The sequence below is a fragment of the Streptomyces sp. cf386 genome (assembly GCF_900103585.1).
In the GTDB taxonomy this organism is placed as follows: domain Bacteria; phylum Actinomycetota; class Actinomycetes; order Streptomycetales; family Streptomycetaceae; genus Streptomyces.
Map to the genome: position 1 here is coordinate 100,696 of NZ_FNHV01000023.1, position 13,301 is coordinate 113,996.

The 13,301-nt window shown below is 70.9% G+C and carries 11 protein-coding genes; 10 read left to right on the forward strand and 1 reads right to left on the reverse strand.

The features are described 5' to 3' along the window. Window positions 1-13: 13 nt before the first annotated feature. Window positions 14-1,354, reverse strand: coding sequence for a UDP-N-acetylglucosamine 1-carboxyvinyltransferase (gene murA, locus BLU79_RS39850; RefSeq protein ID WP_093910921.1), 1,341 nt, complete (start codon window positions 1,352-1,354; stop codon window positions 14-16). 309 nt (window positions 1,355-1,663) lie between these two features. Here murA and BLU79_RS39855 point away from each other — a divergent pair, with 309 nt between their 5' ends. The 10 genes from BLU79_RS39855 to BLU79_RS39900 all read left to right on the forward strand — a co-directional run bounded on the left by BLU79_RS39855 (window position 1,664) and on the right by BLU79_RS39900 (window position 13,158). After that, window positions 1,664-2,236 (forward strand): YqgE/AlgH family protein, encoded by a 573-nt coding sequence (locus tag BLU79_RS39855; RefSeq protein ID WP_177001353.1) that lies wholly within the window; start codon window positions 1,664-1,666, stop codon window positions 2,234-2,236. A gap of 29 nt (window positions 2,237-2,265) precedes the next feature. Continuing rightward, on the forward strand, window positions 2,266-2,553 hold the full coding sequence (locus BLU79_RS39860; RefSeq protein ID WP_031478284.1) for a DUF3039 domain-containing protein: 288 nt from the start codon (window positions 2,266-2,268) through the stop codon (window positions 2,551-2,553). Between the two features lie 186 nt (window positions 2,554-2,739). After that, window positions 2,740-4,035 carry an extracellular solute-binding protein gene (locus BLU79_RS39865; protein WP_093910923.1) on the forward strand — a complete coding sequence of 432 codons (1,296 nt, stop codon included), beginning with the start codon at window positions 2,740-2,742 and terminating at the stop codon, window positions 4,033-4,035. Beyond that, a complete protein-coding gene (locus tag BLU79_RS39870; protein ID WP_093910924.1) occupies window positions 4,032-4,922 on the forward strand; it encodes a carbohydrate ABC transporter permease in 891 nt (296 codons plus the stop codon). The genes BLU79_RS39865 and BLU79_RS39870 overlap by 4 nt, the downstream gene beginning before the upstream one ends. 5 nt (window positions 4,923-4,927) lie before the next feature. Beyond that, entirely contained in the window at window positions 4,928-5,788 is an 861-nt protein-coding gene (locus BLU79_RS39875; protein ID WP_093910972.1) for a carbohydrate ABC transporter permease, read from the forward strand. 15 nt (window positions 5,789-5,803) lie between these two features. Further along, window positions 5,804-7,414, forward strand: a complete 1,611-nt coding sequence (locus BLU79_RS39880; RefSeq protein WP_093910925.1) for a beta-N-acetylhexosaminidase — start codon at window positions 5,804-5,806, stop codon at window positions 7,412-7,414. Between the two features lie 225 nt (window positions 7,415-7,639). Next, window positions 7,640-8,533 carry an FAD binding domain-containing protein gene (locus BLU79_RS39885; protein ID WP_093910926.1) on the forward strand — a complete coding sequence of 298 codons (894 nt, stop codon included), beginning with the start codon at window positions 7,640-7,642 and terminating at the stop codon, window positions 8,531-8,533. Beyond that, the gene (locus BLU79_RS39890; RefSeq protein ID WP_093910927.1) at window positions 8,530-10,263 is read left to right on the forward strand and encodes a 2Fe-2S iron-sulfur cluster-binding protein; all 1,734 of its coding nucleotides are present in this window, start codon (window positions 8,530-8,532) and stop codon (window positions 10,261-10,263) included. Before BLU79_RS39885 ends, BLU79_RS39890 begins: the two co-directional genes overlap by 4 nt. Beyond that, complete coding sequence (locus tag BLU79_RS39895; RefSeq protein WP_093910928.1) at window positions 10,260-12,569, forward strand: xanthine dehydrogenase family protein molybdopterin-binding subunit; 2,310 nt, start codon at window positions 10,260-10,262, stop codon at window positions 12,567-12,569. The genes BLU79_RS39890 and BLU79_RS39895 overlap by 4 nt, the downstream gene beginning before the upstream one ends. 31 nt (window positions 12,570-12,600) lie before the next feature. Further along, window positions 12,601-13,158 carry an AAA family ATPase gene (locus BLU79_RS39900; RefSeq protein WP_093910973.1) on the forward strand — a complete coding sequence of 186 codons (558 nt, stop codon included), beginning with the start codon at window positions 12,601-12,603 and terminating at the stop codon, window positions 13,156-13,158. The last annotated feature ends 143 nt before the right edge of the window (window positions 13,159-13,301 follow it).

Here is a 13,301-nt window from a genome sequence, read left to right on the forward strand (position 1 = left end):
CAGGAGATCGCCGTCAGCCGAGTGCCTTGCCCGGCAGTTCCACCTTCGCGCCCAGCTCCACGAGCTTCTCCATGAAGTTCTCGTAGCCGCGGTTGATCAGGTCGATGCCGTGCACCCGCGAAGTCCCCTGGGCCGCCAGGGCCGCGATGAGGTACGAGAAGCCGCCGCGGAGGTCGGGGATGACGAGGTCGGCGCCCTGGAGCTTGGTGGGGCCCGAGACGACCGCGGAGTGCAGGAAGTTGCGCTGGCCGAAGCGGCAGTCGGAGCCGCCGAGGCACTCGCGGTAGAGCTGGATGTGGGCGCCCATCTGGTTCAGCGCGGAGGTGAAGCCGAGGCGCGACTCGTAGACCGTCTCGTGGATGATCGAGAGGCCGGTCGCCTGCGTCAGGGCCACCACCAGCGGCTGCTGCCAGTCCGTCTGGAAGCCGGGGTGCACGTCCGTTTCGAGGGCGATGGACTTCAACTGGCCGCCGGGGTGCCAGAAACGGATGCCCTCGTCGTCGATCTCGAAGGCACCGCCCACCTTCCGGTAGGTGTTGAGGAACGTCATCATCGAGCGCTGCTGGGCGCCACGGACGTAGATGTTGCCCTCGGTCGCGAGCGCCGCGGACGCCCACGAGGCGGCCTCCAGGCGGTCCGGGAGGGCCTTGTGGTTGTAGCCGCCGAGCGAGTCCACACCGGTGATGCGGATCGTGCGGTCGGTGTCCACGCCGATGATGGCGCCCATCTTCTGCAGGACGCAGATGAGGTCCTCGATCTCCGGCTCCACGGCCGCGTTCGAGAGCTCGGTGACGCCTTCGGCGAGGACGGCCGTCAGCAGCACCTGCTCGGTCGCGCCCACCGACGGGTACGGCAGCCGGATCTTCGTGCCGCGCAGCCGCTGCGGAGCCTCCAGGTACTGCCCGTCGGCCCGCTTCTCGATCGTCGCGCCGAACTGACGCAGCACCTCGAAGTGGAAGTCGATGGGCCGGCCGCCGATGTCGCAGCCACCGAGGCCCGGGATGAAGGCGTGGCCGAGGCGGTGCAGCAGCGGACCGCACAGGAGGATCGGGATGCGGCTGGACCCGGCGTGGGCATCGATGTCGGCGACGTTCGCGCTCTCCACGTGGGACGGGTCCATCACCAACTCGCCCGGTTCCTCACCCGGACGGACCGTCACCCCGTGCAGTTGCAGCAGCCCGCGTACGACACGCACGTCACGGATGTCCGGCACGTTGCGCAGTCGACTTGGCGCGCTGCCCAGCAGGGCGGCGACCATCGCCTTCGGTACGAGGTTCTTCGCACCGCGGACACGGATCTCGCCCTCCAGCGGGGTTCCGCCGTGGACAAGCAGGACATCGTCGTTGACGGTCATGTATCTCGCGTTCCGATGAGTTGGGCAGGGGCCAGGAGGGAAAGGGTAATCGCCGACGCCCCCCCTTCTGTAAGCCCGAGTACGGCTCAGGAACGTCATAGCTCTGTCACAACACGAACCGTTCGCCGTCGGGCACAAGCGGTCACCATCGTGATCGTGCGCCGGGCACCGCTTCTTTCCGCCCTCCCGTCTCCCACCACCACCCTCAAACGAGGCCTTACCAGGCCGCTCCTTCAATTCATGGCTGCATTCACTCCCGAACCGGCATTGCCTCCCCACACGAAGGGAAGATGCGGGATCATGTCTGGCATGACCGAGGTGTCCTCGCTCACAGGGCGGCTGCTCGTGGCCACGCCCGCCCTGGCGGACCCGAACTTCGACCGCGCGGTGGTGCTCCTTCTCGACCACGACGAGGAGGGCTCCCTCGGTGTCGTCCTCAACCGTCCGACCCCCGTCGACGTCGGCGACATCCTGGAGGGCTGGGCGGACCTCGCCGGCGAACCCGGTGTCGTCTTCCAGGGCGGTCCGGTGTCCCTGGACTCGGCACTCGGGGTCGCCGTCATCCCCGGCGACGCGAACGGGGAGAGCGCCCCGCTGGGCTGGCGCCGGGTGCACGGAGCGATCGGGCTCGTGGATCTGGAGGCGCCGCCGGAGCTGCTCGCCCCGGCCGTCGGCAGTCTGAGAATCTTCGCCGGATACGCCGGCTGGGGCCCCGGTCAGCTGGAGGACGAACTGGTGGAGGGCGCCTGGTACGTCGTCGAGTCCGAACCCGGCGACGTCTCCTCGCCGTCCCCGGAACGGCTGTGGCGTGAGGTGCTGCGCCGCCAGCGCAACGAGCTCGCGATGGTGGCCACGTACCCGGACGACCCGTCGCTCAACTGAAACATGTGAGCTTCAGTACTCTTGGCGTTATGAGCACTCTCGAGCCCGAGCGCGGGACTGGTACGGGGACCCTCGTAGAGCCGACGCCACAGGTGTCCCACGGCGACGGCGACCACGAGCGCTTCGCCCATTACGTCCAGAAGGACAAGATCATGGCGAGCGCCCTCGACGGCACCCCCGTCGTGGCGCTCTGCGGCAAGGTCTGGGTGCCTGGTCGCGACCCGAAGAAGTACCCGGTGTGTCCCATGTGCAAGGAGATCTACGAGTCCATGGGCGCCGGTGGGGACGACAAGGGCAAGGGCGGCGACAAGAAGTAACCCTGCCTTCGGCCTCAGTTCCGCGAGCCCCCTGGGTGCGTTTGAGCGCGCCCCGGGGGCTTCTGCGTGTCACGAAGTGGTTGAGACCTCTTGTGGACGTGTTCATGTAGTCCCTAGGCTCCGGGCGTTGTACAGAGCGAAACCGTCATTGCATATGCTGCAACGCACGCTCGGAGGAACTCCCCCATGAAGCTCCCCTCCCGACTGGCCGTACTTCTGGCGGCGGCCGTCGTCGTCACCGCCTGCGCCCCGCAGACGTCCTCCAATTCCTCCTCCGACAAGGACGAAAAGACCGGCACCCTGCGGGTCTGGCTCTTCCAGGAAGTCGGCAACAAGCCGAAGGAGAAGGTCGTCGACTCCGTCGTCGCCGCCTTCGAGAAGGAGCACGAGGGCGCGAAGGTCGAGGTCGAGTACATACCGATCGAGACCCGCGCCCAGCGCGTCAAGGCCGCCTTCAACGACCCGAAGTCCGCGCCCGACGTCATGGAGTTCGGCAACACCGACACCGCCGGCTATGTGAAGGACGGCGGACTCCTCGACGTCACCGAGGAGTTCGGCGACTGGAGCGAGTCGAAGGACACCGACCCCACGGCCAAGCAGTCCGTCACCGTGGACGGCAAGATCTACGGCGCGCCCTTCTACGTCGGGGTCCGCGCCTTGTACTACCGGACCGACGTCTTCGAGGAACTCGGCCTCGAAGTCCCGAAGACCATGGACGAGTTGGCGACGACGGCCCGCGCGATCCGCGCCGCCAAGCCCGAGCTGTACGGGCTCGTGGTGGGCGGGGCGTACACGTACGGCGCGATGCCCTTCGTCTGGGCCAACGGCGGTGAGATCGCCGAGGGCAAGGGTGGCAGTTACGCCTCGGCGATCGACAGCGCGGCGGCCCAGAAGGGCATCAAGGCGTACACGTCCCTGTTCAGCGACGACAACTGTCCGGCCGCCAAGTGCGCGGGCATGGGCGGCAACGACACGGTCACCGCGTTCGCGGCCGGCAAGGCCGGCATGGCCATCGGCGGCGACTTCAGCCACACGGCCGTGGAGGCCGGGAAGGTGAAGGGCAAGTACGCGGTCGTGCCGCTGCCGGGGGTGAAGACGGGGTCCGTCGCGCCCGCGTTCGCCGGGGGCAACAACGTCGGTGTGCTGAAGAGCACCTCGCATCGGACGCTGGCGGTCGAACTGATGGAGCAGCTCACCTCGAAGAAGACGCAGGGCTCGATGTTCGAGGCGATGGGGTTCCTGCCGACCTTCTCGGACGTGCGGCAGCAGGTCGCGGCCAAGGAGCCGTACGTCAAGCCGTTCGCGCAGACGCTCTCCGCGGGCACCAAGTTCGTGCCGGCCTCGCCCGCGTGGGCGCAGATCGACTCCTCGCTCGTGCTGCCGACGATGTTCCAGGAGGTCATCAGCGGTAAGAAGGACGTGGCGGCGGCGTCCGAGGAGGCCGCGAAGAAGATGGACGACGCGTTCGGAACCATCGGGTGACCTCGGTGACCAATCGCACCACCTGGACGCCCTGGCTCTATCTCGCCCCCGCCCTCGTCGTCCTCGGCGGGCTGCTCGTCTACCCGATCTACCAGCTCGGGCTGATCTCGTTCTTCCACTACACCCAGGCGCAGGTCAGCGGCGGGGAGCCCACCACCTTCCAAGGCTTCGGGAACTACGCGGAGCTCTTCGGCGACGAGCAGTTCTGGCAGGTGCTGCTGGCGACCGTCGTCTTCGCGGCGGCCTGCGTCGTGTCGACCCTCGCCGTCGGCTGTGCGCTCGCCGTGCTGCTCACGCGCGTGCGTGCCGTGCCGCGGCTGGCCTTGATGCTGGCCGCGCTGGGAGCGTGGGCGACCCCCGCCATCACCGGGTCGACGGTGTGGCTGTTCCTGTTCGACCCGGACTTCGGGCCGGTGAACCGGGTGCTGGGGCTCGGCGACCACTCATGGACGTACGGGAGGTTCAGCGCCTTCTTCCTCGTCCTGCTCGAAGTCGTGTGGTGCTCCTTCCCGTTCGTGATGGTGACGGTGTACGCCGGAATCCGCGCCGTACCGTCCGAGGTGCTGGAGGCCGCCGCGCTGGACGGCGCCTCGCAGTGGCGGATCTGGCGGTCGGTGCTGGCGCCGATGCTGCGGCCGATCCTGGTGGTCGTCACCATCCAGTCGGTGATCTGGGACTTCAAGGTCTTCACCCAGATCTACGTCATGACCAACGGCGGCGGCATCGCGGGCCAGAACCTCGTGCTGAACGTGTACGCCTACCAAAAGGCGTTCGCGTCCTCGCAGTACAGCCTGGGTTCGGCGATCGGCATCGTGATGCTGCTGATCCTGCTCGCGGTGACGCTCGTGTATCTGCGGCTGCTGCGCAGACAGGGGGAGGAGCTGTGACCTTCATGAGTTCCCTGCGTTCCGTGCGGTCCGTGACGTTCGTACGGCGGCCCTGGCGGCTGCTCGCGGAGACGTCCGCGCTGCTGATCGCGGCGGTGGTGGCCTTTCCGCTGTACTGGATGGTGCTCAGCGCCTTCAAACCGGCCGGGGAGATCGAGTCGAGCGAGCCTCGGCCGTGGACGCTGGCGCCTTCCCTGGATTCCTTCCGGCGGGTCTTCGAGCAGAACGAATTCGGCCGTTACTTCCTCAACAGCCTTGTCGTCGCGTGCAGCGTGGTGATCGTCTCGGCGTTGATCGCGTTTCTCGCCGCGACCGCGGTGACACGATTCCGCTTCCGCCTCCGGACCACCTTGCTGATCATGTTTCTGGTGGCCCAGATGGTGCCGGTGGAGGCCCTCACCATCCCGCTGTTCTTCCTCATGCGGGACTTCGGCCAACTGAACACGCTCGGCTCGCTGATCCTGCCGCACATCGCCTTCTCGCTGCCGTTCGCGATCTGGATGCTGCGGGGGTTTGTGAAGGCCGTACCGGAGGCCCTGGAGGAGGCCGCGTACATCGACGGGGCGAGCCGTTCGCGATTCCTGTGGCAGATCCTTTTCCCGCTGGTCTTCCCGGGGCTCGTGGCCACGAGCGTGTTTTCCTTCATCTCGGCCTGGAACGACTTCCTGTTCGCCAAGTCCTTCATCATCAGCGACACCTCGCAGTCGACCCTCCCGATGGCCCTGCTCGTCTTCTACAAGCCGGACGAGCCGGACTGGGGCGGGGTGATGGCGGCCTCGACCGTGATGACCATTCCGGTACTGGTCTTCTTCGTACTCGTACAGCGGCGCCTGGTGTCCGGGCTCGGCGGCGCGGTCAAGGACTGAAGGGTCTGATCATTCATGGATCTCATTCCGGCACCTCGCCAGACGGAGCGGGCCGAGGGCTTCTACGAACTCGGCGACGGCTTCGGGATCGAGGCCGGCCCGGGCACCGAGGACACCGCGCGCTGGCTGCGCGCGACGCTCGGCGCGGCGACCGGGCTCGCGCTGCCGCCCAAGAAGGGGGACGAGTACGACGTCCTCCATCTGTCCGTCCGGCCAGGCCTCGACGCCGAGGAATACCGCCTCGTCATCGCCCCCCATGGCCTCCACATCCAGGGCGGCTCGCCCGCCGGTGTCTTCTGGGGTGCCCAGACGCTGCGCCAGCTCCTCGGCCCCGACGCCTTCCGGCGCGCACCCCTTTCCGACCGTACGTGGCGGCTGCCCCTGACGGAGATCCGGGACGCCCCCCGATTCCGCTGGCGCGGCCTCATGCTCGACGTGGCCCGGCACTTCATGCCCAAGGACGGAGTCCTGCGCTACCTCGATCTGCTGGCCGCCCACAAACTCAACGTCTTCCACTTCCACCTGACGGACGACCAGGGCTGGCGCATCGAGATCAAGAGGTACCCCCGGCTCACCGAGGTCGGCTCCTGGCGGGCGCGCACCAAATTCGGCCATCGGGCCTCGCCGCTCTGGGACGACAAGCCGCACGGTGGCTTCTACACCCAGGACGACATCCGCGAGATCGTCGCGTACGCCGCCGAGCGGCATATCACCGTCGTCCCCGAAATCGACGTACCCGGCCACTCGCAGGCGGCCATCGCCGCGTACCCGGAACTCGGCAACACCGACGTCATCGACACCAACGCCCTCTCCGTCTGGGACACCTGGGGGATCAATCCGAACGTACTCGCCCCCACTGACAACACCCTGCGCTTCTACGAGGGGGTCTTCGAGGAAGTCCTGGAGCTGTTCCCCTCGGAGTTCGTTCATGTCGGGGGCGACGAATGCCTCAAGGACCAGTGGCGGCAGTCGCCCACCGCGCAGGAACGCATCAGAGAACTCGGGTTGAAGGACGAGGACGAGCTCCAGGCGTGGTTCATCGGCCACTTCGACAAGTGGCTGACCGCGCGCGGGCGCCGGCTCATCGGCTGGGACGAGATCCTGGAGGGCGGGCTCGCGCAGGGCGCGACGGTGTCCTCCTGGCGCGGGTACGCGGGCGGCATCGCGGCGGCCCGCGCGGGCCACGACGTCGTCATGTGCCCCGAGCAGCAGGTGTATCTGGACCACCGTCAGGACGCGGGCGCCGACGAGCCGGTGCCGATCGGGTACGTGCGCACGCTGGAGGACGTCTATCGGTTCGAGCCCGTCCCCGCGGAGTTGACGCCCGAGGAGGCCCGGCACGTGCTCGGTACGCAGGCCAATGTCTGGACCGAGGTGATGGAGGACCACGCGCGCGTGGACTACCAGACCTTCCCGCGCCTCGCCGCCTTCGCCGAGGTGGCCTGGAGCAGCCTGCCCGCCCCGGCGGAACGGGACTTCACCGACTTCGAGCGGCGGATGGCCGCCCATTACGGGCGACTCGACGCCCTGGGGGTCGCGTACCGTCCGCCCACCGGACCGCGGCCGTGGCAGCGGCGCCCCGGTGTGCTCGGCCGCCCGATCGACGGCCCGCCCCCGAACAGGTAATGGAAAAAACCGGCAAGGCGTCACCGAAGAGTGTCAATCGGAACGCATCGGTGATGCCGTACGAAAACGGACCATCTCCGCGATGAGGTGGGCGAATGCCTCCTAGCGGACCCCTGTCTTCGGGTCCTGCGAAGATGTGCCAGAGTTGCCACGTCCGCCCTGTCAGCACGTACCGTACGGCAACACAGGTGGGACCAGGTGGGGCAGCGGGAAGGGGCAGCCGGTTTGACCACGAGCGCACCGCAGGCGGCGCAGGCCGTCACGCTGCCCACGACGCTGGACGAAGCCGTGGCGGCACTCAGCGCCATGCCCGCCGCCGTGCCGGTCGCGGGCGGCACCGACCTCATGGCCGCCGTCAACTCCGGACAGCTCAGGCCCGCCGCGCTGGTCGGCCTCGGCCGGATCAGCGAGATCCGCGGCTGGCAGTACCAGGACGGCCACGCCCTGCTGGGTGCCGGCCTCACCCACGCGCGTATGGGCCGCCCCGACTTCGCCGCCCTGATCCCGGCGCTTGCGGCCGCCGCGCGGGCGGCGGGCCCGCCGCAGATCCGCAACGCGGGCACCCTCGGCGGCAACATCGCCTCGGCGTCCCCGAACGGTGACGCGCTGCCGGTCCTCGCCGCCCTCGAAGCGACCCTGATCATCGCGGGCCCGGGCGGAGCCCGCCGGGAGATCCCGGTGTCGCACCTGCTGGCCGGCATGGAGATGCTGCGCGCCGGCGAACTCATCGGCTTCGTGCGCGTGCCGCTGCTGCACGCCCCGCAAGTCTTCCTCAAGGCCACCGGCCGCACCGGCCCGGGGCGTTCGATGGCCTCCGTCGCGGTCGTCCTCGACCCCGCCCGGCGCGGAGTCAGGTGCGCCGTGGGCGCCATAGCGCCGATGCCGCTGAGGCCGCTGGAGGCCGAGGAGTGGGTGGCCCGGCTGATCGACTGGGACAACAGCCGCGCGATCGTCCCCGAGGCGCTGCACGCCTTCGGGGAGTACGTCGCCGCGGCCTGCATCCCCGACCCGGTACCGGCCGAGGACGGGTCCGTGACTCCGCATCCGCCCGCCGTACTGCACCTGCGGCGCACCGTCGCCGCGCTGGCCCGACGAGCACTGGGGAGGGCGCTGTCGTGACCGACGACCAGCACGGAGAGGGCACGCCCCAGGGCAGGGGTCGCTGGGACCCGCTGCCCCAGGGCGACTACGACGACGGCGCCACCGCCTTCGTCAAACTCCCCGAAGGGGGCATCGACGCCCTCCTGGCCTCCTCCGACACCCCGCTCGCCGCGCGCGGCCACGGGTATGTGCCGCCGCAGATAGCGTTCGCGCCGGGCTCGGCCCCGGACGCCGACCCCGCGACCGCCGGTGGTTGGCCGGTCGCCGGTGCGCCCGCCGAGGGTGCCCAGTGGCCCGACCCGAACGCCGCCCCGCAGGACCAGGGCAGCGGCCAGTTCGCGTACAACCCCGGGGCCACCCAGCAGTGGAACTTCTCGGAGACCTCGGCCGGTCAGGCGGGCCAGGAGGCCGTCGGGGCGCCCGGTCATGACGTGACCGGGCAGTGGTCGATTCCCGTCGCCGACGGTGACCTTCCGGACGAATCGGGCGAGTTCACCACGTCGTCGCTCGTCGAGCAGTGGGGCGGCACCCCGCCGGCCACGCTGCCCGGCGGCGCGCCCGCACCCTGGGCGACGCAGGCCGCGGGTCAGCCGTGGGGTGAGCAGGCGGAGGCCGCGGCGGCGACCGGCGAAGCGCTGGGGACCGTGCCCCGACCCGGACGGCCGGCCGATGCCGGGCACGCTCCCGGCCGGCCCGGACCGCACGCCGGTGACCAGCACGCCGTACACCCCGGTGACCAGCCCGGCGTACGGCCCGCCCCGAACACGCACGAGCAGCCGCCCGCGGCGGCCGGGTTCGGCCCGGGCGGGAACCCGCCCGCGGCGCCCGGAGCGGACACCCACGCGCGCGTGCACCCCGGTTCCGCCGCGCGCGCCGCCGAGGAGCAGGCGCACGCCTCCGCGCCCGTCGAGGATCCCGCCGAAAGCGCTTCAGCGGCCTCACAGGCCGCTCCCGGAGCCGGTGAGCCCGCCACGGACGCCCAGGGCGCCACAGAGGCCGCTCAGGGCCCGGAAGAGGCTTCCGTCGAGAGCGCCCCCGCCGAAGGCGGCGACTCCGCCGAGGAAACCGCCGGGGCCGCCGCCTCCGACGGCGTACCGGCGCCCCCCGGCGAGGAACACCCCCTCGCCTCCTACGTCCTGCGCGTCAACGGCGCCGACCGGCCCGTCTCGGACGCCTGGATCGGCGAGTCGCTGCTCTACGTGCTGCGCGAGCGGCTCGGGCTCGCGGGCGCCAAGGACGGCTGCTCGCAGGGTGAGTGCGGGGCGTGCAACGTGCAGGTCGACGGACGGCTCGTCGCGTCCTGCCTGGTGCCCGCCGTGACCGCCGCCGGCGCCGAGGTCCGTACGGTCGAGGGGCTCGCCCAGGACGGGCAGCCCTCCGACGTGCAGCGCGCGCTCGCGCGGTGCGGCGCCGTGCAGTGCGGCTTCTGCGTGCCGGGCATGGCGATGACCGTGCACGACCTGCTGGAGGGCAACCCGGCGCCGACCGAGCTGGAGACCCGCCAGGCGCTGTGCGGCAACCTGTGCCGCTGCTCCGGCTACCGGGGCGTGGTGGACGCCGTCCAGGAGGTCGTCGCCGAGCGCGAGGCGCAGGCGACGGCCGACGAGCCCGAACACGGCGGCGACGAGCCGCGTATCCCTCATCAGGCGGGCCCGGGGGCCGGCGGGGTCAACCCGTCGGCGTTCGATCCGCCGGGTGCCAGGGGACCGCATGACCAGGCGTACGGACCGGACGGAGGCCAGGCGTGAGCAACGAAGCCGCCACCGCGACCACAGCCGCGGAGGCAGCCCCCGCCCCCGATCAGATCCCGCACGGCCTCGGCGCCTCTCTGCCGCCCGCCGACGCGCGCGCCAAGACCGAGGGCACCTTCCCGTACGCGGCCGACCTGTGGGCCGAGGGCCTGCTGTGGGCGGCCGTGCTGCGCTCGCCGCACCCGCACGCGCGCATCACGTCCATCGACACCTCCCACGCGCGTGAGATGCCCGGCGTCCGGGCCGTCGTCACGCACGAGGACGTGCCGGGCAGCGCGCTGCACGGACGGGGCAAGGCCGACCGACCGGTCTTCGCCTCCGAGGTCGTACGCCACCACGGCGAGCCCATCGCCGCCGTGGCCGCCGACCACCCGGACACCGCCCGCCTTGCCGCCGCGGCCGTCATCGTCGAGTACGAGGTGCTCGACCCGGTGACCGACCCCGAGCAGGCCTTCGAGGCCGAGCCGCTGCATCCCGACGGCAACCTGATCCGCCACATCCCGCTGCGCCACGGCGACCCCGACGCGGCCGGCGACATCGTGGTCGAGGGCCTGTACCGCATCGGCCGCCAGGACCCGGCCCCCATCGGCGCCGAGGCGGGCCTCGCCGTACCGCGTCCCGACGGCGGCGTGGAGCTCTACCTCGCCTCGACCGACCCGCACGCCGACCGTGACCGGGCAGCCGCCTGCTACGGCCTGGAGCCCGAGCGCGTCAAGGTCGTCGTCACCGGCGTCCCCGGCGCCACCGCCGACCGCGAGGACCAGGGCTTCCAACTGCCGCTCGGCCTGCTGGCGCTGAAGACCGGCTGCCCGGTGAAGCTGACGGCCACGCGCGAGGAGTCCTTCCTCGGCCACACCCACCGGCACCCGACCCTGCTCCGGTACCGCCACCACGCGGACGCCGAGGGCAAGCTGGTCAAGGTCGAGGCGCAGATCCTGCTGGACGCGGGAGCGTACGCCGACACTTCCTCCGAAGCGCTGGCCGCCGCGGTCGGCTTCGCCTGCGGCCCGTACGTCGTCCCGAACGCCTTCATCGAGGGCTGGGCCGTACGCACCAACAACCCGCCCTCCGGCCACGTACGCGGCGAGGGCGCCATGCAGGTGTGCGCCGCCTACGAGGCGCAGATGGACAAGCTGGCCAAGAAGCTCGGCGTGGACCCGGCGGAGCTGCGTCTGCGCAACGCCATGGCGACGGGCGACGTACTCCCGACGGGCCAGACGGTGACGTGCCCGGCCCCCGTGGCCGAACTGCTCCAGGCCGTACGGGACTACCCCCTGCCGGCGCTTCCCAAGGACACCCCCGAGGACGAGTGGCTGCTGCCCGGCGGCCCCGAGGGCGCGGGCGAACCGGGTGCCGTGCGGCGGGGTGTCGGCTACGGCCTGGGCATGGTGCACATGCTCGGGGCCGAGGGCGCGGACGAGGTCTCCACGGCGACGGTGAAGGTCCACGACGGCGTGGCGACGGTGCTGTGCGCCGCCGTCGAGACCGGCCAGGGCTTCACGACGCTGGCCCGGCAGATCGTCCAGGAGACGCTGGGCATCGACGAGGTGCACGTGGCCCCCGTCGACACCGACCAGCCCCCGGCGGGCGCGGGCTGCCGAGGCCGCCACACCTGGGTGTCGGGCGGCGCGGTGGAACGGGCGGCCAAGATGGTCCGCACGCAGCTGCTGCAGCCCCTGGCGCACAAGTTCGGCATGTCCACCGAGCTGCTCCAGATCACCGACGGCAAGATCACGTCGTACGACGGCGTCCTGTCGACCACCGTCACCGAGGCGCTGGACGGCAAGGAACTGTGGGCGACGGCCCAGTGCCGCCCGCACCCGACCGAACCGCTGAACGACGCCGGCCAGGGCGATGCCTTCGTGGGCATGTCCTTCTGCGCGATCCGCGCGGTCGTCGACGTCGACATCGAACTGGGCTCGGTGCGCGTGGTCGAGCTGGCGCTCGCCCAGGACGTCGGCCGGGTGCTGAACCCGGCCCAGCTGGAGGCGCGCATCGAGGCGGGCGTGACGCAGGGCGTGGGCATAGCGCTCACGGAGAACCTGCGCAGCGCGCGCGGGCTGATCCGCCACCCGGACCTGACGGGTTACTCCCTGCCGACGGCCCTGGACGCCCCCGACATCCGGATCGTGAAGCTGGTCGAGGAGCGGGACGTGGTCGCGCCGTTCGGTGCGAAGGCGGTGAGCGCGGTGCCGGTGGTGACCTCGCCGGCCGCCATCGCGTCGGCCGTACGCGCCGCGACGGGCCGCCCGGTGAACCGCCTGCCGATCCGACCGCAGGCGGCGGTGGTGACCGGCCAGTGAGCCGGCTCCGGCTGTTCTGCCGATTGCCATGATGAGCGGGGTCGTCCTGGTCACCGGGGTGATGGCGGCCGGGAAGTCGACGGTCGCGCAGGCGCTGGCGGAGAGGCTGCCGAGAGCTGCGCATGTGCGTGGGGACGTCTTCCGGCGGATGATCGTCTCGGGGCGCGTGGAGTACGAACCCGCCGTCGAGGACGACGACGGCGGCGGGGGCGTCGATGCTGGCGAGGGCGAGGCTCAACTCCGACTGCGGTACCGGTTGTCGGCCGCGACGGCGGACGCGTATACGGAGGCCGGGTTCACGGCGGTCGTGCAGGACGTGGTGCTGGGCGCGGAGCTGGCGGCGTACGTACGGCTCGTGCGCACGCGTCCGCTCCACGTGGTCGTCCTGGCGCCGAGCGCCGCGGCCGTGGCGGCGCGGGAGGCCGGGCGGGCGAAGACGGGCTACGGGGCCTGGACGGTCGAGCGGTTGGACGGGGAGCTGCGCGCTCGGACGCCGCGTATCGGGCTGTGGGTGGACTCCTCCGAGCTGACCGTGGGGGAGACGGTGGAGGCGATTCTGGCCGGGTGGGAACGCGCGAGGGTGGGTTGAGCGTCTTACTGATGTGAAGCGCTGTCAGTGGTCGTGCTGATTCGGTGCGTTGTCGGTGGTCGTGCCGATCCGGGGGCGTTGTCAGTGGTGGCGCGTAGTGTTCTGGGCAGTGGGGACGGCAGCCGGGGCAGGGGACCGGACGG